This window comes from Niallia nealsonii (genome assembly GCF_002835805.1).
Classification (GTDB): domain Bacteria; phylum Bacillota; class Bacilli; order Bacillales; family Cytobacillaceae; genus Niallia; species Niallia nealsonii.
On sequence record NZ_PISE01000018.1, the window covers coordinates 1 to 20,706 of the forward strand.

The window sequence follows — 20,706 nt, forward strand, 5'->3', positions numbered from 1 at the left end:
TTGTGTGTCTTTTTTTATGAAAAGCGGCCAACAATCCAGTTGATAAACAAAATAGAATCATCGATTTAATAGGCTTATTTAGAAAAAATAATGCTGTGTGTGGTGAATCTCTTTATTATTTTAAAAAAAATGCTTCAAAATCAAAAAATGGGGGTACAAATTATTCATACACAACTAAACAAATAGAAAGAGGAGAAGAATAAATGAATCAAACAATGATGCAATTTTTTGAATGGCATGTAGAGGCAGACGGGAAACATTGGAAAAGATTAAAAGAGCAGGCAGGAACTTTAAAGGAAGCTGGCATTGATTCGATTTGGATTCCACCCGTTACAAAGGGCGAATCCATTAATGATAATGGGTATGGAGTATACGATCTGTATGATTTAGGAGAGTTCGACCAAAAAGGCGGCGTGCGAACAAAGTATGGAACAAAACAAGAGTTGATAGAAGCCATTAAAGCTTGCCACAATGTTGGTTTAGCTGTATATGTAGATATTGTTATGAATCATAAAGCAGCAGCGGATGAAACAGAAACCTTTAAAGTGGTTGAAGTAAATCCGGAAAACCGAGAAGAAGATATTTCAGAACCTTTTGACATTAAAGGATGGACAAAATTTACGTTTCCAGGAAGAAAAGGGGAGTATTCTGATTTTGAATGGAACTTTGAACATTTTAACGGAACCGATTACGACGCAAAAGAGGAAAAAGAAGGAGTATATCGCATTCTTGGGAAAAATAAGGACTGGAATACCCATGTGGATAATGAGTTTGGCAACTATGATTTTTTAATGTTCGCCAATATTGATTACAATAATATGGAAGTCCAAGATGAAATGATTTCTTGGGGAAAGTGGATAAGCGAAGCTCTTCAATGCAATGGTTTCCGTTTAGATGCCATCAAACATATCAACCATAAATTTATTAAGCGATTTGTGGAAAATATGAAAGATAATAACGGCGATGATTTTTATTTTGTTGGGGAGTTTTGGAAAACGGATTTAGAAGAATGCCAAGCGTTTTTAGAAGAAATGGACCATAAAATCGACTTATTTGATGTACCCTTGCATTATAAATTACATACCGCATCACTAGAAGGCAGTGATTTTGATATGTCTACTATCTTTGAAGATACCTTAGTGCAAACAAATCCACAAAATAGTGTAACATTTGTAGACAATCATGATACACAGCCAAATGAATCCCTTGAATCGTGGGTAGGAGATTGGTTTAAGCAGATTGCCTATAGTCTTATCCTGCTTCGCAAAGATGGCTATCCAGCAGTCTTCTACGGAGATTATTTTGGAATCGGCGGCGATGAGCCTATTGACGGCAAAAAAATGGCGATTGATCCATTATTATATGCACGAAAACAAAAAGCATATGGCAAACAAGATGATTACTTCGATGATCAGCATATTATTGGCTGGGTTCGCCATGGAGAGGAGTCTATAAAAAAATCTGGCTGTGCAGTTGTTATATCCAACCATGAGGAAGGCGTCAAAAGAATGTTTGTTGGCGAGAATCGTGGTGGAGAGAAATGGATAGATTTCACCAATACAAGAAAGGATAAAGTGGAAATAGCGGAAGATGGTTTTGCCGATTTCCCAGTGGATGGAAAGAGCGTCTCCGTTTGGGGGTTAGCAGACTAATCGCAATTTAGGATAAATCATCAAAAAGGTGATTTATCCTATTTTTTTGAAATAAAAGGAAAGGAGATTAACTAGAAAGGAGCGAATATACTAAAAAAGAAAAGAAAGGAAGAAACGTATGTACGAATTAAAGACAAAAGAAACAGAAAATAGTGTAATTGAATTTATTGAAAGTGTAGAAAATCAAAAAAAAAGAGCGGATGCCTATCAATTGCTTAATTTATTTACTGATACAACAGGATATCAAGGGAAAATGTGGGGACCAAGCATGATTGGCTTTGGATCTTATCATTATACATATAAAACAGGACACGAAGGAGATGCCTTTTTAGTAGGGTTTTCGCCAAGGAAATCAAAAATAAGTTTATATTTTGCGGAAAATGATCCGAAAAAAGAAGAACTGTTAAGCAGGCTAGGAAAACATACAACAGGAAAAGCTTGTGTTTATATTAATAAGCTTGCCGATATAGATACAACTGTATTAAAAGAACTCATTGAGCATTCCATTGCTTTTTTGCAGGAATTATACCCGCCAAAATAAGTTAGACCTTTGCCATTCTCCTTTTTGCATAAAAAATATCTCTTGCACTTATACTAATTTTGTACCAAAAAGGAGGAGTTCACATGGCAAAAAAGAACAAAAAAAATGATGCAGCACAGAAAAATAAAAAAGGCTTTGATTCTGCGGTATTAAATGAAGAATTTGCCCATGAATTTGGAAGTGCGGCAACAAATAAAATTCATAAAGATAAAGCTAAAAAAGAAAAAGCAGCAAAAAACAATGGAGAATATAAAGAATAAAACAGCCTGGGATGTGAGTATATTGATATACTCACATCTTTTTTTAGAAAAGAGAAAAAGCGGATCAATATTTTGTTGGATGGGACACTCTTTCATTAATTAATGCAGCGCTTGCGCAAGGAAAAGAAAGAACAGGGCTAAACTGGTTTTTGTTATCACTATTTCTTGGACCGGCTGTGACTCTATTATTGCTGTTCGCTGAAAAACGATAGCGTTTTTCAAACAGATAATCTCTTTGCTTCAAACGTTCTGTTAGCATATAATAAAGAACGAGATAAAGTACTTATATAATCTGTACTAAATTGGAACAAAATGATCGGAGAGACAAAGATGATAGTAAAAAATGAACAAGATATTAATGGCCTAAAAGAAATTGGAAAAATCGTCAGCATTATTCGCGAAGAACTTTATAAAAAAACAGTTCCTGGTGTAACGACAAAAGAATTAGATAATTTAGCTGGAAAGTTATTTGAAGAGCATGGGGCAGTATCTGCACCAAAAGCTATGTATGATTTCCCTGGATATACTTGTATTTCGGTAAATGATGAAGTGGCACACGGCATTCCAGGAGAAAGAGTTATTCAAGAAGGAGATTTGGTAAATATTGATGTGTCTGCAAGCAAAGATGGCTATTTTGCGGATACGGGTAAATCTTTTGTTGTCGGAAATGGAGACCCTAATTTAGTAAAGCTTTGTGAAGTCGCCAAAGAAGCATTTGAAGAAGGATTAAAATGTTTAAAACCGGGAGGAAAAAAGAACCGCATCGGCAAATTTGTGTTTAATACCGCAAAGAAAAATGGATTTACCGTTATTAAAAATTTAACGGGACATGGTATTGGAACCTCTTTGCATGAAAAGCCAGACCATATTTTAAACTATTTTGATGCATGGGATAATGAATTATTGCGTGAAGGCATGGTTATCGCATTTGAACCATTTATTTCAACAAAAGCAGAAGAAGTATATGAAAAAGAGGATGGATGGACTTTTTCAACAAAAGAGAAAAGTTTTGTTGCCCAATATGAGCATACTGTAATTATTACAAAAGATAAACCAATTATCACTACTCTATAATCCCATTATAAGCTATCAAAAAGGAAAGCATAAAACTTTCCTTTTTGATAGCTTTCTTATTAGTATTGTGAAAAATCTTTTATTTTATATGAATTAGAATAGTTTTTTATTTAGAAAGCGAAAAATCAACTATAAATCTATCGATTAATTATATTTTGAAAATTAAAATACTTTTTTATTATAATTTAAAAGGTTGACAGTCTAGTGAATATTGCGTATTGTTATTTGTATAAATGAATAATAAAAAATCCTTATCAGCTCAAGATGAGGTAGAGGTCGCGATTTTTATCAGTATAAAGATGGAAAGTTAGAGAGCTTGTTGATATCTTTAGAAAGGAACAATCGCCGAAGCGTTATTATTCTCTAATAATAGTAGCTGGGACTGTATTCGAATAGGTACAGGACTGTCATAGGAATTACTATGATGAACTATCTTTTTTATCTGATGGTGTTTTGTATACGCACACCATGACTAGAGGTGTGTTTTTTTATGCCCCATTATTTGGCTATTGTCTAAATTACCTTAAAAAAGCCAAATACACATCCCAGATTTAAATAATAGTGAATAAGTGTATTCACTTTCTTCCCTTTGCGAATGATGCACATGATATTCGTAATCTATACAGAATATATTCTTACAGTAAATTCTCCAATCTTTGAGCACAAGGACAATCAAAGGAGACAACAACATGAATACTACAGGAAAACTTGGACTAGGCATATTAATCTCCCTCGTTGTTGGAAATATGGTCGGTTCTGGGATTTTTATGCTTCCACGTTCCCTTTCAGAAGTAGCAAGTCCTGCCGGCGTTATTGCGGCTTGGTTACTAACAGGCTTAGGTGTACTAGTTACGGCACTTGTATTTGGCAATCTAGCCAAAAGGAAACCAGAGCTTAGTGGTGGGCCACAAATCTATGCAAAAGAGCTGTTTAAACCAGGATCAAAAAAATCATTGCTATCTGGTTTTATGTCTACATGGGGCTACTGGATTGGAAATTTAGCCGGCAATATTGCGATTATTACTACATTTGCGGGTTATCTATCTACTTTTTTCCCGATCTTAACAAGTCAATCCGTTCTATTTACAGTCGGAACATTTGATTTAAAAGTAGGAAATGCTTTAACATTTGCGGTTTGCACGATTCTTTTATGGGGAACCAATTTTATCATCCTTAGAGGGATCGAAAGTGCTGGAAAACTTAACTTTATTGCAACTGCAGCAAAAGTTGCTGGATTTTTATTATTTATTGTCGTGGCACTATTCGCCTTTCAAAAAAGCAATATCTTGCCGTTTACGGCACCAAGATATGACGAAGCAGGAAATTCCGTTAGTTTATTTGGACAAATTAACAGTGCAGCCATTACGACATTATGGGCATTTATTGGGGTAGAATCAGCTGTTGTCTTTTCCTCACGAGCGAAAAAACAATCTTATATTAAAACAGCTACGATTTTTGGATTATTGATTGCACTAGCCATTTACATTGGAATCAGTACATTAGTAATGGGGATTTTAAGCCAAGATGCATTAATTTCTTCCCAAAAGCCATTAATTGATGCAATGGAAAACATTTTAGGACCGGTCGGCGGAAAAATTCTTGCGGCTGTTGGATTGATCAGTTTATTTGGTTCGACTATTGGCTGGGTGATGCTAAGTTCAGAGGTTCCTTATCAAGCGGCAAAACAAGGAATATTTATCCCAGCATTCTTAAAAGAAAATGAAAAAGGCATTCCGATTTTTTCTTTAATTGTTACAAATATTCTTGGTCAATTATTTATTTTCTCAACGATTTCTAACAGCATTTCTCAAGCTTTTGATTTTGTTATCTATATTGCAACATTGTCTTATTTAATTCCTTATTTGATCTCCTCTTTTTTCCAGCTGAAGCTAACAATTACTGGGGAAACATATAAAACGAAAAAAGAAAGAATAATAGATGGCATTATTGGCGGTCTTGCAACCATCTACTCCATTTGGGTCATTATTGCTGGAACGGCGGACATTAAAACATTTACATTCGGCGTAATCCTAATTGCAAGTGGTATTATTTTTTATAATCAATTAAACAAACAGCCAAAAGCTGTATCGGCGAACAAAAAATCTGCATAAGTAGAAGGAAGAAACATCTATTAATTGGATGTTTCTTTTTTATTTATCCGGCAGTAACGGGCAGTAAGACCCCCACCTCAAGATGATAAGAGGAAACGAGAAATCTAGGTGGGGGATCACTGCCCGTAAAGGCCCGATTGGTTCAACAATCAGTGGGGGAGGAAGAAAACCCCCACTGATTGAAGTTTCACTTTATAGAACTCATTTAATTTTCAAAATTTTTATAATAATAGTTGAATATTTATTAATAATAATGTATAAATATAATTAACAGATAACGTACGAGGAGAAATGAGCAATGGACTACATCATAAAAGAGGAATTGCCGAGCTTTGATTTATTTGCAGCACTACATGAAGCGAGCGGTTTAATAAAAAATAAAAAAGGCAACTATACAAGAGAACAATTATATACAGCAGCACAAAACAGTTGGTACTGCTATTCTATATATGATGGGGAGCAGCTAATTGCATTTGGCAGAATGATTTCAGATGGCGTATATCAAGCGCTGATCTGTGATGTAATGGTGGATCCAAGCTATCAAGGAAAAGGGTTAGGAAAAGGGATTATTGAAGGTTTGCTGCAAAAATGCCAAGAAACAGGCATTCAATCAATTCAGCTTTTTTCTGCAAAAGGAAAAAAACAATTTTATCAAAAATTAGGATTTCAAGAAAGAGAAGCAGATGCTCCAGGTATGTCCATCCTTATTTAAAAAACTCATGAATAGACTATTTCATGAGTTTTTTTGCGTTTTTTTCTTTATTTCCATCATCCTTTTAATGCATATAAATCCTTAAAATGGCAAGTATAAAATGTACATATTCAAGGAGGTAGGAGAATGGAAGAAAAAAAACATAATGAACAGGATGATTTATTAACTAATCAACAAGGTCATCCTGTGACAAATAACCAAAATGTCCGAACGGTCGGAAATAGAGGACCGACTACATTGGAAAACTATGATTTTTTAGAAAAAATCAGCCACTTCGACCGAGAGCGCATTCCTGAAAGAGTCGTGCATGCAAGAGGTGCTGGCGCCCACGGCTATTTTGAAAGCTACGGGACAGTTGGCGATGAACCGATTAGCAAGTATACACGAGCAAAGCTATTCCAAGAAAAAGGCAAACGCACGCCGCTGTTTGTGCGCTTTTCGACTGTTGTTCATGGTGGACATTCACCTGAAACATTCCGTGATCCACGTGGATTTGCGATTAAATTTTATACAGAAGACGGAAACTGGGATTTAGTAGGAAATAACCTGAAGATTTTTTTTATCCGTGATCCATTAAAGTTCCCAGATATGGTTCATTCTTTTAGGCCAGATCCTGTTACCAATTTATCTGACCCAGAAAGAATGTTTGACTTTTTGTCCCAAACACCTGAATCGATGCAGATGATTACTTTTTTATTCTCTCCTTGGGGAATTCCTGCGAATTACCGGCAAATGCAAGGATCAGGAGTGCATGCCTATAAATGGGTGAATGAAGAAGGCAAAGGAGTTCTTGTGAAATACCATTGGGAGCCGAAACAAGGGATTAAAAATTTAACGCAACAAGAGGCAGATAAAATTCAAGGGATGAATACAAATCATGCTACGCAAGATTTATATGAAGCGATTGAAAAAGGCGAGTATCCAGAATGGGAGCTTTATGTGCAGATTATGGAAGATGGAGAGCATCCTGAACTAGATTTTGATCCATTAGATCCAACTAAACTGTGGTATAAAGAAGATTACCCATGGCTGCCTGTCGGAAAAATGGTATTAAATAAAAATCCTGAAAACTATTTCACAGAAGTGGAACAAGTGGCCTTTGGTACAGGTGTTCTTGTCGATGGCCTTGATTTTTCTGATGATAAATTGCTGCAAGGAAGAACGTTCTCCTATTCTGATACACAAAGGTATCGAGTTGGCTCGAACTATCTCCAACTGCCTATTAATCGCCCCAAAAAACATGTAGCTACCAATCAAGAAGGGGGACAGATGGATTATCGCACAAACTTCGATCAACACAAAAATCCGCATGTAAACTATGAACCATCTGTTATTGGCGGCTTAAAAGAAGCGGGGAATCCTGGAAAAGAACATACCCCCTATGTAGAAGGCAATGTGACAAGAGAAACGATCGATCGAGAAAATAATTTTGGTCAAGCCGGGGAAACATATCGCCGTTTTACAGATTTTGAACGAGATGAACTAATCCGTAATTTATCTGATGCATTAAGCGCATGCCGAGAAGAAATTCAACAGATTATGATTAAGATGTGCACAAAATGCGATGAAGATTACGGGAAACGAATTGCAGAAGCGATTAAACAAAACAAAGAAAACAAAAAAGAGGAAATGGATGAGGCGGTCGTTTTTGCAGAAGATGCGGCACATCCATCAGACCCATATTAATAACACAACTATTTAAAAGTGCTGAACACTGTCCAGCACTTTTCTCTTTTGAAAAAGGGAATTAATTGACAATCATTGGAATGTATGATATTAAAATATTGTTTAGCACTCGCCATTGCCAAGTGCTAGCAATTTATTTTACAATAGAGTACATAAAAGAAAGCGGAAAGGGGATTTATGAAAATGGTAGAAACAAAAGAATTTAAAGCCGAATCAAGACGATTATTAGAAATGATGATTAACTCGATTTATTCGCAAAAAGAGGTATTTTTGCGGGAGCTGATTTCCAATGCGAGTGATGCCATTGATAAAATCTACTATAAAGCGTTAACAGATGAGACGTTAAGTTTTGAAAAAAACAATTATTATATTAAATTAACAGCAGATAAAGAGAATCGTACCTTAACAATCTCAGATACAGGAATCGGTATGACAAAAGAAGAGCTGGAAACAAATCTTGGAACAATTGCAAAAAGCGGCTCTTTAGCATTTAAATCAGAAAATGAATTAAAAGATGGCCATGATATTATTGGGCAGTTTGGTGTGGGCTTTTATGCTGCATTTATGGTCGCAGATGTTGTAACAGTTATCACGAAGGCGTTAGACAGCGATATTGCTTATAAATGGGAATCCCACGGGGCAAATGGTTATACCATTGAAACAGGAGAAAAAGAGACAGTCGGAACAGATATTATCTTGAAAATTAAAGAAAATACAGAAGAAGACTCTTATGAAGAATTTTTAGAAGAATATCGTTTAAAAGCAATTATTAAAAAATACTCTGATTTTATTCGTTATCCAATCAAAATGGATATCACGGCAACAAAACCAAAAGAAGGCACAGAAAATGAACTGGAAGATGTGACAGAAGAACAAACCATCAACAGCATGGTGCCCATTTGGCGCAAAAATAAAAATGAACTAACAGAAGAAGACTACCAAAATTTCTATACAGAAAAACGTTTTGGATTTGATCAGCCATTAAAGCATATTCATATTAGCGTTGATGGATCCATCTCCTATCAGGCCATTCTTTATATTCCAGAAAAAACACCTTTTAATTATTATTCGAAAGAATATGAAAAAGGATTGGAACTATACGCAAATGGTGTACTAATCATGGAAAAATGCGGTGATCTTCTTCCTGATTACTTTAGCTTTGTAAAAGGCATGGTAGATTCAAGTGATCTTTCGCTTAATATTTCACGAGAAATTCTGCAGCAAGATCGTCAGTTAAAACGAATTGAAAAAAATCTGACAAAAAAAATTAAAAGCCAGCTGCAAACGATGCTTAAAAATGAACGAGAAAAATACGAAACATTTTATGAATCATTTGGCAGACAGCTAAAATTTGGTGTATACAGCGATTTTGGTGCAAACAAAGACATGCTTCAAGATTTGCTTCTGTTTTATTCATCCAAAGAGAAAAAGCTTGTTTCCCTTGATGAATATGTTACACGTATGAAAGAAGACCAAAAGTATATCTATTATGCAGCAGGAGAATCCATTAAAAGAATTGAAAGATTACCGCAAACAGAACTTGTGGCAGATAAAGGCTACGAAATTCTTTACTTTACAGAAGATATTGATGAATTTGCCATTAAAATGCTGATGAATTATAAGGAAAAAGAATTTAAATCTGTATCTGCAAGCGACTTAGAGTTAAATGAAGAAGAAAGCAAAGTCGATCCAAAGCTGGAAGAAGAAAATAAAGATTTATTAGAAGAAATGAAAAATATCTTAAATGGGCAAGTTAGCAAGGTGAAGATTTCTTCCCGTTTAAAATCTCATCCTGTTTGTTTATCAACAGAAGGAGAAGTAACGATTGAAATGGAAAAAATCTTAAATGCTATGCCAGATAATCAACATGTAAAAGCCAATAAAGTATTGGAAATCAATAAAGATCATGCAGTATTCCAATCGCTTACAAATGCTTTTGCAAGTGATAAAGAAAAATTAGCCCTTTTTACAAATTTATTGTATAACCAAGCTTTATTAATTGAAGGACTGCCAATTAACGATCCAGTTGAATTTACCAATAATATCTGCAAAGTAATGGTATAATCGAACGGTTTCTATAAATAAAAAGACCGCTTTCTGTAGGAAACTAATTCCATAGGAGGCGGTCTTTTTTAGGCTCTTATTGGAACGGCAGCTGTACATGTTCTGCACTAGTTTTCCGTTTTTTTTACATTTAGTTGATCAAAAAACAGACGATGACCGCTGAATTTGGCATCGTCTGTTTTTCTTTCTTTACTTAAAAAGAAAGGAAAGGTCTGTTTTATGACGTTAGTTTGAATTTCGAAATAAGACGATTTAAACGGGAAACAACCAAGGAGCTTTGTTCCGAATCAAACCGGGAATCTTGTATAAGATTGACCATTTTTGCAGCAGCTGTATCAATATTTTGTACGGTATGTGTATTTTTTTCATTGATTGTTGCAATATTAGAAATGATTTCTGTCATCTCATCCGTTACATTTGGTCCTGTAGCAGATGCTTGAGCAATATTGTTTAATACCTCATGAACACTATGAACAAATTCAGAGCCTGTTTCTACTTCTTTGCTGCTTTCTTGAATCGCTTTTTGAACATGGACGGAACTTTCTTCGATTTTCTCCAGAGTTTGACCAATCTCTTTTGTCGCATTTGTTGTTTGATCCGCTAATTTCCGTATTTCTGTTGCGACAACAGTAAACCCTTTACCATATTCGCCAGCTCTTGCCGCCTCTATGGTAGCATTTAATGCGAGAAGATTTGTTTGCTGGGCAATAGAATCAATAGAATCGACCACTCGGCCAATATTTTGAGACAGTTTCATAAAATCTTCTGTGGATTGTAAAGCATGTCCTACCTTTTCTACAATTTGATTCATTTTGGTAGTGATGCCCTCTACTTGTGCTAAGGCTCCATTTAATTGCTGCTGAGAAAGATATTCCATTTCTTTCATCTTATCGCTAATTTGATCTACTTGCTTCATCGCTTCTTGAATATCTTGATACTGATGATTCATGCCGAGAAGCATTTCCCCCATTTGTCTAATAACAGAATAAGAATTTTCTTCTACAAGCATCGTTTTATTTTGCAGAGATTCATTTGCTTGTTCCACATCTAAAGTTGCTAATTTAACTTTTGTCATCAGCTCATCTTGGCTATCAATCATATTATTTACCCAGCGACCAAGCGTACCTGATTCATCATTCAAAAGCAACTTTTTATCTAACCTTATTGTTAAATCTCCGCCGCCTTCTGCAATTTTACGTACAATATCGTTCATTTGCCGCAGTCTTGATACAACTGGATTTAATATTTTTTTATAAAAGAAAAAGCCGGCAAAAGAAAGATAAACCGTCTGTATGAATGCAAGCAGGATAGGAGGAATAGCAAATATCATCGTAAACATAATATTTAATATAAGGGCAGTAATTAACATAAACGTAACTTCTTTACCAAACTGCCAATTTAAAGAGCGGTTTCGGTACACCTCTTCTAAATCTGCTTCACACATCATTCCCCATGTATCAATAGACCCAGGCATTTGAAAGGTTACTCCCTTTCCGATGACAGGGATATGGCGATAATCCGAATATCCCGGAAATTCTATAAATAAATTTTCCCCATTTTGAATGGTATTAGAAACACCTGGATGCAGTTCATTTGTTGCAGGATCTGTAAAACGAATTTCAAACTCGGTATGCTTTTTTATTTGAACAGTACCCCAAGATTTGGTGTGGATGCCGTCTTTAAGGTTTTCTCCAAAAGTAAAGGTATGATCTTCAAAACGACTTCGAGACAAGGCTATTCCTTGAGAAATGGCAGGATTGAACGTAGATTTCGCCATAAATAGATAATTATCTCCTGAATCTTGAAACACATGGCCAGCTTCACGCTGTATTAAATCTCCAACTACATCATTAGGAATTCTCCCGGAAAGAATATATTTCAATTGACCTCTTTGCATAACTGGCTGCAAAAAAAGCAGTGTTACTTCATCATGGAAACGAGAACTTCTTGCCCCAATTTCTAATGTAAAAGTGTCTTGAAAAGGTCCATAAAGAAAAGGCTTATTATGTTTGAGAACATACTCTATAGCTTTTTGATAACTGCCAGCTGAATCTTTTGCATTGGCATAGGATGCTCCGATATGAGAGGAATAGGTGGAGGCCAAAACAATCTTCTCTTTATCTAGCAAAAATAATTCTGTAAAATCTCTGCTTTTTTGTAGTTTATTCTCCAAAATTTGTTTAAAATTATCAGATAGCATATGTTCCAATTCCAACGCAGTTTTTTCAAGAAAATCCCATTGTCCGTTTGCCCATCCTGTTAGGACATCCAACCTTGTTTTTGCAATCCCTTCAAACGTTTCTTCTATCGTTTTCGTCCGATTCTTATTTAGCCGAAAGGACCACCAAAGAGGAAATCCTTCCCGAAAATCTAACCAACCAAAATAACCCATATTTACCACCATCCATACATCCTGTAAATTTTCCTTCTTCTGTTTGCAGTGAGACTATCAGTCTATATTTTCTTAAATAATGGCTACAAGGCTTCTTTAAGGGGAAGAAATGATCCTTCTCACTAGCAGTTATTATTAGCAGTCTTATAAAATAAAAAAGAAAAGTAAAGACCTTTAATTATGACAATAGAACTATAAACTGAAATATTCTTTTATTATATTCAGATTTTTCGATCATTACAATAGCGAAATTGTGATATAAATTAACAAGGAAGGGAAGAAATGATATACACCAACGTGGAAAACGTTTTCGGAATGAAGAAGAAATATCCTTATCATCATTATTTTACGCTTGTATGGGTGAAAATAAATAGTCCTAATACTATTGTAATAGGACTATAGGTTATGGCTGTACCAAAAGCTAAATATTGTATTTTGAAAACAGTTTTTTAAGAAGCCTAAATTTCTGTTTGGAAATAAGCTGCTTTACTAAAAGGCGAATCATGTTGAAGACGATCGATCTACAGTTTCGGCAGAGGATTTAAAGCAGGTCCTTCTATCACTTCTCCTGTATAAGCAAATCTTGATCCATGGCATGGGCAATCCCATGTTTTCTCACTTGAATTCCAGGCTACTTCACAACCAAGATGGGTGCAGGTAGTATCAACTTTATGAATAGTTCCGCTGCTATCTTTGTAGCATCCTACTTTTTTTCCATCCATATGTAAGATAGCCCCTTCATTTGGCAATAAGGCTCTTTCTTGTTCTCCAATATCCAATTTCCCAGAGACAAAATGTTTTGCCACATCCAAATTAGTGGTGATAAATGTTTTTATTGCAGGATCTGGATGAAATCGAGATGGGCTAAATAAAGAGCGGTACGGATTGTCTTTTTCCATAATGATATCCCGCAATAGAAGAGAGGCGGCTGTTCCATTTGTCATCCCCCATTTTCTAAAGCCAGTTGCAACCAAAATAGAAGGTGTATTTTTTGTTAATTCACCAACATATGGTATTTTATCCAATGTGGTTAAATCTTGGGCAGACCAACTATATTCTATTTTATCTGTCTTCAGAATTTCTTTACTGAATGTTTTTAAGGCATCATAATGAACGGCTGTATCTTCATCTTGACCTGTTTTATGGTTTTCGCCGCTTATTATTACCCATTCTTGTCCGTTATTTTTAATGGAGCGCATGCTTCGAACTGGTTTTTCCCCATTATAATACATGCCGAAAGGATAAGGACTGCTTGCTTTCAAGGCGATACAATAGGACCTTTCTGCATACATCCTTGCAAAATAGAACCCTTTTTTATCATAAAATGGAAAGTGAGAAGCAATGACCACATATTTACAGGAAACACGATAATTATTTCCTGTTAAAACCGTTGGTGTGTCCTTTTCTTCTATATCTTGTGCTGGAGTTTGTTCAAAAATGGTGACATTGTTTTTCTTCATTTCTAAAAGGATAGCATGTAAATAGATTAATGGATGAAATTGATATTGATCGGTCATATTTAAAACAGCTTTTGTATCAATAGGAAAGGGAATACTATCTATTAACTGACTTTCTATTCCTAATTTTTGGTATGCTTCATATTCTTTTTCTACTTTTTCGGCATACTTTTCACTAGTTGCATAGAGATAGCTGTTTTCCTTTGTAAAGGAACAATCGATTGACAGTTTTTCTGCTATGTCTTTCATAAACTGCTGGCCTTTTTTGTTTGCTTCATAGTAGAGTTTTGCTTGTTCTTCTCCAATATTGCCAATCAACTCATCGTAAATAAGGCCATGTTGCAGGGTGATTTTTGCAGTCGTATTACCTGTTGTGCCTTGTAAAACTTTATCGGCCTCTAGTACGGTGACCTTTAACCCTTCTTTGCTTAAGAGATAAGCAGTCGTAATCCCAGTGATTCCACCGCCAATAATGCAAACATCTGTTTCAATATTTTCTGTTAGTTTTGGAAAAGTTGGCAGATTACTTGTTTGCTTCCAATAGGATGTATGTTCCTTCGTCACATTAAACTCTCCTCTAAAATATACTGTTTTATTTTATAGTTTCCTAAAAAAGGAAAATTAAAACAAACATCTTATGCATTTCCTACAAAGGATAGAGGAGAAACTATCGGAACAAAAATAACTGCTAGAAAAAAAACTGGATGCCATGATAGCCAAAATATAGCCCGAAAAGAATTAAACCAACTGCAGAAATTTTGGAAATCAGCTGAATAATATGCTCTGATATAAAATTGCGAGAAAAACTGGATAATAAGGCAACGGAAAAATCCCAGACTGCAACGCCAAAAAGGATGCATCCTGTAAAAAAAATAAGCTTGCTTGTACCATATTTTGTGACAGTAGAAACAAGTACAGAGCCATATATCCCTAACCAAAATACAATCGCTAACGGATTCATAAAACTCATCATAAATCCTGATAAAAAGGACCAGAAAATCGATTTTTGTTCTTTTTTGCTTCGTGTTAAAACAGTAGAAGTTTTTACAAATCCTTCCACACCAGAGTATAAGAGCACAAAACCTCCAAATAACCATAAAAAGGTTTGAATAATTGGAGTGTTAATAAACTTAACTAGTCCAAAATAAACAAATAATATATATACAATATCTGCAAGCATAGCTCCTATTGCCAATATCCAAGCATAGGAAAATCCATCTCTTAGGCCCCTATTAATGACTGCTGCATTAATTGGTCCCATCGGTGCTGCAAGAGAAAGTCCAAGTAACACATAATACAAAATGCTTCCCATCTGCTATGTCCTCCTATAAACATGTCTATATAAAACGTATTCAAGATGGCTGGTTTGTACGACACTTATTTAAAGGAAGCTAGAAATATCTATACTAATCCCCAAATAGATTAATTACTTGTAGCAAATAAAAAAACAAGCTAATATAGTAAAAAAGGACTATGTTTAAGTGTTCAACTGCAAAAAATAAATAGATAAAGCTTTGGATGGGAGAAATGTAATGAAATGTGATAGTTGTCAACCAAAACAAAAGGGCTATACCGTCATTTTTTCTAATGTGGAAGATATGGAAAAAATTCAATATTATTTTATTAAATTTGCTGAAACAGAATATAAGATGATCAACACCTCTACTATTTGGCTTATAGAACCACATTTTTTCTCCTTGATGGATTATGTTTGTAAACACCTAAAAATAGAACAAGTATATGCCGTTGAATCTGACCCTTTAAACCCATTCGAAAAGATAGAAGAAAAACAGCCTCTCACCTTTTTTAATGAAAGCAGAAAATCTAGCTGGATTGATGATGTAATAGAAGAAAATAGGCTAATAACCTACTTTCAGCCTATTATTGGCGTACATAATAATGAACCAGTTATTATCGGACATGAATTACTGTCAAGAGGCATGGAGAAATCAGGAGAAATTATTCCCCCGTATAAACTATTCGAAGCAGCAAGAATACATAATCGTTTATTTTCATTGGATAGAGCATGTCGCATGCAAGCGGTCAGACAGGCTGCTTCTGTTGATGATGTTTTAGTGTTCATCAATTTTATTCCTACCGCCATATATGTGCCTGAACATTGTTTAGCAAGTACATTTCAATTAATCAATGAATTAGAAATCCAACCACATCAAATAGTGTTTGAAGTAGTAGAAACGGATGAAGTAAAAGATATTCACCAGTTAAAAAGAATACTGGACTATTACCGCAGCCATGGTTTTTTATACGCTTTAGACGATGTTGGATCGGGATACAATGATATTGATAAATTAATGGCATTAAAACCTGATATTGTAAAACTTGCAATAGAGTATACAAATGGGGTGTCAAGCAATGTAGAAAAACAAAAAATGGCCAAATTGGTTTTGAAAAGTTGCCGCCAAATTGGAGCAAAAGCACTTGCAGAAGGGGTAGAAAAGGAAGAAGATTACGTCTTTTTAAAAAAAATGGGCTATGATTTATTCCAAGGCTATTTCTTTTCTAAACCTTTACCGACTCCCCTACAGCAAGAAAAATTAACAAGTATGCTTAGAACACATTGATATCCTTCGCCATATATGCAATAATAAATTTACTTTAACTTCATATAATCTTATCCAGAGAGGTGGAGGGATGTGGCCCTATGATACCTCGGCAGCGGATTCTTTTGAATACTGTGCCAATTCCAGCAGACATTTGTCTGACAGATAAGAAGAGATAATTAAGGAATCCCTTCTGTCTAAAAGTGGATTCTTTTTTTTAGACAGGTTTAAAAAAATTCCTCCTGGATAAAGATTATAAGCTAGAGATTAGCTGCTTCTTAGGAAAAAATTCAGAGTGATCAGCAGCACTCTCTCTTTAATACCAAGTAAACGCATAAAACACCTTGGAATAATCCGTAATACAGGAGGAAAACTACTTGAATCAACAACTTTTGAATATAGCAGATAAAGAACGGTATAAAGAGCAGCTTATTGATTTATTGCTTAACAATGGCATCTATAAAAAGGGAACGTTTCATTTGTTTGAATTATCCGTTACAGAGCTAGAGGAAGCGTGGGGGAATTTAGGAGAAAAACAAGCATAATTGCTGTTTTTCTCCTGTTCAGTTATTTGTTCGCTTTCTATTATCAATTAAAAAGTTCCTGGAATTGTTTCACATTAAAATAAATGGTAGTATTATGTAAATATATATAAATTTTTTACATTTCCATCCCATGAATCATCATGATAGTTAACCAGCAAAGCATAGGAGAATATCTATATGATTAAAAAAAATCTATCAAATCAAAAACATGAGGAAATGGATCGCTTTCGAGCATTAGTTGAACAAGTAAATGATTGGATATGGGAAGTAGATCATACCGGAATATATACATATGCCAGTCCACGAGTGAAAGATATGTTAGGATATGAACCAGAAGAAGTGATTGGAAAAACCCCTTTTGATTTAATGCCAGAATGGGAAGCAAAAAGAATTGCCCCCATTTTTGAAGAATTTCTTTCGAAAAAACTACCAATTGAAAATTTAGAAAATATCAATATCCATCGAGATGGATATGAGGTGGTGCTAGAAACAAGCGGTTCTCCTGTCATTGATTCAAAGGGGAATTGCGTTGGTTATCGCGGCATGGACCGGGATATTACGTCTAAAAAAGCGGCTGAAAGAAAACAGCAACAGTTATTGGATATAATTAAAGAATCACCTGATTTTATTGGAACAATGGATCCATCAGGCAATATTACCTTTCTTAATACAACAGCCAAAACAATATTAGGCATCAAGGAAACTTCCGAATTTCCAATAGAAGCCATTCATCCTAAATGGGCAAGTGATTTATTGAAACAAAAAGCGATGCCAATCTCTATAAAAGAAGGGGTATGGAAAGGGGAAACCGCCATTGTCACAAAGGGTGGAAGGGAGATACCCATTTCGCAAATTATCATTGCCCATAAAACACCTCAAGGAGATGTAGAATATTTTTCCACTATTGGAAGGGATATTACAGAAAGGGTTCAATTAGAAAAACTTATAAAGAAAAAAGCTTATTTAGATGAATTGACCAATCTGCCTAATCGTCGTTTTTTACACGGTGAATTGACTAAATATATCAATGGAAAGAAAAAGTTCGCATTGCTTTTTGTTGATATCGATAATTTCAAAATAATTAATGATACGTATGGTCATCATAATGGCGATCTCGCTTTATCAGCTATTTCCAAAAGACTTTCTACCAGCGTTCGCAAAGAAGATTTTGTGTGCCGATATGGGGGAGATGAATTTATTATTCTTTTGCGGAATATTGTAGAATTGACACAAATCAAGCAACTTGCTGATCGCATTATATCTGCTTTTCAAGAACCATTTTCTATTCAATCGGAAAACTTTATTGTTACAGCAAGCATTGGCATCAGCATCTATCCTACTCATGGATATACTGTAGATGCCCTCATAACAAATGCCGATAAATATATGTATGAAATTAAAAAACAGGGAAAAAATGACTATCAAATAGGAGATATGACCTAAGTTTGCGTTTTGTTTTGCTTTTCCGTAAAAAAGCAAGGTGGTTTTTCTAGCAAAAATATGATACTATTTAGTCATAATAAGCAGAGGTTCTAGCACCCCTCTTTAAAAAAACTAAGAAGAAGCAGTACTTCTATCTTGGAGTACTGCTTCTTTTTGTGCGGCTAAATAATCAGGTAACTTTATCAAAAACAAAAAGAAAAATGGGTGCAAAAGAAGTGATGATTTGAACCAAAACTTTTAGGGAATGAAAGGAGTTAAGTAAGATGTTAAAAGATGAAAAAGCAGTAGTAGTATTTAGTGGAGGCCAAGACAGCACTACCTGCCTTTTTTGGGCATTAAACACTTTTAAGGAAGTGGAAGCTGTTACGTTTAATTATAATCAGCGCCACAAAGAAGAAATCGAATGTGCCAAAAAAATTGCAAAAGATTTCAAAGTAAACCATCATATTTTAGATATGGCGTTATTAAATCAGCTTGCACCAAATGCATTAACAAGAAATGATATAGAGGTGAAAGAAGGAGAAAATGGCGAATTGCCATCCACTTTTGTACCTGGGCGCAATTTATTATTTCTTTCTTTTGCAGCAGTTCTTGCCAGTCAAGTTGGCGCCAAACATATTATTACAGGGGTTTGTGAAACGGATTTCAGTGGCTATCCAGATTGCCGAGACTCCTTTGTCAAATCGCTAAATGTCTCCATTAACTTAGCAATGGACAGTCAATTTGTTATTCATACCCCTTTAATGTGGCTGGATAAAGCAGACACTTGGAAACTTGCTGATGATCTTCAGCAGTTAGACTATATTAGAACGCAAACATTAACATGCTATGAAGGTATTATCGGCAATGGCTGCGGCGAATGTCCTGCCTGCAAATTAAGAAAAGCAGGCTTAGATCAATATTTAACTTCAAAACAAAAGGCGGAATAAAACATGCAAAAAGATTTATTTGGCTTTCGCATTGTAGAAGGCCTGCAAAAACTAGATGTTGACATTAAAAAAAATGAATTGAATTATCATAAAAAAAGGGTGCTTGTCAGCAAAGAATTTACTTTTGACGCCTCCCATCATTTGCATGCATATGAGGGAAAATGCAAAAATCTTCATGGCCATACATACAAAGTGGTGTTTGGCATTAGCGGCTTTACCGATGAAATTGGGCTTGTTATTGATTTTGGGGATATAAAAAAGATTTGGAAAGAAGAAATCGAAATTTACTTAGATCATCGCTATTTAAATGAAACGCTGCCTAATATGAATACGACTGCAGAAAATATGGTGGTATGGATCTATGAAAAAATGCAGCTGGCTTTAACGAAACATTCTATTAAAGAAGGAACAAGAATGGAATTTGTTCGTCTATTTGAAACACCTACAAGCTATGCAGAAGCAAAAAGGGAGTGGATGGAAGTTGAATAAAATTCCTGTACTCGAGATATTTGGACCAACGATTCAAGGGGAAGGCATGGTCATTGGCAGAAAAACAATGTTTGTCCGAACGGCAGGCTGTGATTATAAATGTGCTTGGTGCGATTCTGCCTTTACATGGGATGGATCGGCCAAACATGAAATAAAACAGATGACAGCAGAGGACATTTGGGAGCAATTATATGCCCTCGGTTCTGACCGGTTTGACCATGTGACCATTTCAGGAGGCAATCCAGCTCTCCTTGCTTCTTTAGCAAGTTTTATCTCATTATGCAAAGAAAAAAACATCCAAGTTGCATTAGAAACACAAGGAAGCAAGTGGCAGGACTGGTTTGATGAAATAGATGATTTAACCATTTCACCTAAACCGCCAAGTTCCCGTATGGAAACAAATTTTAGCATATTAGATGAAATCGTTGCTAAATTACAAGCAAATCATACTAATTTCAGCTTAAAAGTAGTCGTATTTGATGACAAAGATTTGGAATATGCCCAAAAAGTATATGCACGCTATTCGAATGCTCCATTTTTTCTACAAGTGGGCAATGATGATACCACAAACGGAAATAATGACGAATTAGTAACAAAGTTGCTTACAAAATATGAATGGCTAATCGATCAAGTAATGGAATCCAATGAATGGACGAATGTAAGAGTACTTCCCCAGCTTCATGCTTATGTATGGGGAAATAAAAGAGGGGTTTAAAATAGCCTTCGCACCATTAAAGCAGTTACTTTCAGAGGAAAGCTTCTTTATATGTTTATGGAAGAAACCATTTTC

The 20,706-nt window shown here is 35.2% G+C and carries 17 protein-coding genes and 2 riboswitches; of the genes, 14 read left to right on the top strand and 3 right to left on the bottom strand.

All coding sequences use genetic code 11. The features are described from left to right. Nucleotides 1-203: 203 nt before the first annotated feature. From CWS01_RS09595 to htpG, 8 genes are all read left to right on the top strand, one after another. On the top strand, nt 204-1,652 hold the full coding sequence (locus tag CWS01_RS09595) for an alpha-amylase (protein ID WP_101176977.1): 1,449 nt from the start codon (nt 204-206) through the stop codon (nt 1,650-1,652). Nucleotides 1,653-1,770: 118 nt separating this feature from the next. Next, nucleotides 1,771-2,193 (top strand): DUF1801 domain-containing protein, encoded by a 423-nt coding sequence (locus CWS01_RS09600; protein WP_101176978.1) that lies wholly within the window; start codon nt 1,771-1,773, stop codon nt 2,191-2,193. A gap of 83 nt (nt 2,194-2,276) precedes the next feature. Further along, on the top strand, nt 2,277-2,453 hold the full coding sequence (locus tag CWS01_RS22645; RefSeq protein ID WP_168714379.1) for a hypothetical protein: 177 nt from the start codon (nt 2,277-2,279) through the stop codon (nt 2,451-2,453). Nucleotides 2,454-2,783: 330 nt separating this feature from the next. Then, nucleotides 2,784-3,527 (top strand): type I methionyl aminopeptidase, encoded by a 744-nt coding sequence (map, locus tag CWS01_RS09605; RefSeq protein WP_101176979.1) that lies wholly within the window; start codon nt 2,784-2,786, stop codon nt 3,525-3,527. A gap of 262 nt (nt 3,528-3,789) precedes the next feature. After that, nucleotides 3,790-3,967, top strand: a riboswitch (Lysine riboswitch). A 249-nt stretch (nt 3,968-4,216) separates the two neighbouring features. Continuing rightward, nucleotides 4,217-5,638 (top strand): amino acid permease, encoded by a 1,422-nt coding sequence (locus CWS01_RS09610; protein WP_101176980.1) that lies wholly within the window; start codon nt 4,217-4,219, stop codon nt 5,636-5,638. Nucleotides 5,639-5,936: 298 nt separating this feature from the next. Further along, nucleotides 5,937-6,350, top strand: a complete 414-nt coding sequence (locus CWS01_RS09615) for a GNAT family N-acetyltransferase (protein WP_101176981.1) — start codon at nt 5,937-5,939, stop codon at nt 6,348-6,350. Between the two features lie 126 nt (nt 6,351-6,476). Then, the gene (locus CWS01_RS09620) at nt 6,477-8,036 is read left to right on the top strand and encodes a catalase (protein ID WP_101176982.1); all 1,560 of its coding nucleotides are present in this window, start codon (nt 6,477-6,479) and stop codon (nt 8,034-8,036) included. A 183-nt stretch (nt 8,037-8,219) separates the two neighbouring features. Next, the gene (htpG, locus tag CWS01_RS09625) at nt 8,220-10,100 is read left to right on the top strand and encodes a molecular chaperone HtpG (protein ID WP_101176983.1); all 1,881 of its coding nucleotides are present in this window, start codon (nt 8,220-8,222) and stop codon (nt 10,098-10,100) included. Nucleotides 10,101-10,317: 217 nt separating this feature from the next. On the opposite strand, the gene CWS01_RS09630 is transcribed toward htpG, so the two are convergent. The 3 genes from CWS01_RS09630 to CWS01_RS09640 all read right to left on the bottom strand — a co-directional run bounded on the left by CWS01_RS09630 (nt 10,318) and on the right by CWS01_RS09640 (nt 15,261). Continuing rightward, on the bottom strand, nt 10,318-12,504 hold the full coding sequence (locus CWS01_RS09630) for a methyl-accepting chemotaxis protein (protein ID WP_235852018.1): 2,187 nt from the start codon (nt 12,502-12,504) through the stop codon (nt 10,318-10,320). 509 nt (nt 12,505-13,013) lie between these two features. Next, on the bottom strand, nt 13,014-14,513 hold the full coding sequence (locus CWS01_RS09635; RefSeq protein ID WP_101176984.1) for an FAD-dependent oxidoreductase: 1,500 nt from the start codon (nt 14,511-14,513) through the stop codon (nt 13,014-13,016). Nucleotides 14,514-14,637: 124 nt separating this feature from the next. Then, on the bottom strand, nt 14,638-15,261 hold the full coding sequence (locus CWS01_RS09640; protein WP_101176985.1) for a LysE family translocator: 624 nt from the start codon (nt 15,259-15,261) through the stop codon (nt 14,638-14,640). A 220-nt stretch (nt 15,262-15,481) separates the two neighbouring features. Here CWS01_RS09640 and CWS01_RS09645 point away from each other — a divergent pair, with 220 nt between their 5' ends. From CWS01_RS09645 to queE, 6 genes are all read left to right on the top strand, one after another. After that, nucleotides 15,482-16,531, top strand: coding sequence for an EAL domain-containing protein (locus CWS01_RS09645; RefSeq protein WP_101176986.1), 1,050 nt, complete (start codon nt 15,482-15,484; stop codon nt 16,529-16,531). A 47-nt stretch (nt 16,532-16,578) separates the two neighbouring features. After that, nucleotides 16,579-16,682, top strand: a riboswitch (SAM riboswitch). A 205-nt stretch (nt 16,683-16,887) separates the two neighbouring features. After that, nucleotides 16,888-17,055, top strand: coding sequence for a Fur-regulated basic protein FbpA (locus tag CWS01_RS09650; RefSeq protein ID WP_157827617.1), 168 nt, complete (start codon nt 16,888-16,890; stop codon nt 17,053-17,055). A 177-nt stretch (nt 17,056-17,232) separates the two neighbouring features. Beyond that, complete coding sequence (locus CWS01_RS09655; RefSeq protein WP_101176987.1) at nt 17,233-18,498, top strand: sensor domain-containing protein; 1,266 nt, start codon at nt 17,233-17,235, stop codon at nt 18,496-18,498. A gap of 263 nt (nt 18,499-18,761) precedes the next feature. Then, complete coding sequence (queC, locus tag CWS01_RS09660; protein WP_101176988.1) at nt 18,762-19,427, top strand: 7-cyano-7-deazaguanine synthase QueC; 666 nt, start codon at nt 18,762-18,764, stop codon at nt 19,425-19,427. 3 nt (nt 19,428-19,430) lie between these two features. After that, entirely contained in the window at nt 19,431-19,916 is a 486-nt protein-coding gene (gene queD / locus CWS01_RS09665) for a 6-carboxytetrahydropterin synthase QueD (protein ID WP_101176989.1), read from the top strand. Next, nucleotides 19,909-20,631: a 7-carboxy-7-deazaguanine synthase QueE gene (queE, locus tag CWS01_RS09670; RefSeq protein WP_101176990.1), complete on the top strand. Its 723-nt coding sequence runs from the start codon at nt 19,909-19,911 to the stop codon at nt 20,629-20,631. Before queD ends, queE begins: the two co-directional genes overlap by 8 nt. The last annotated feature ends 75 nt before the right edge of the window (nt 20,632-20,706 follow it).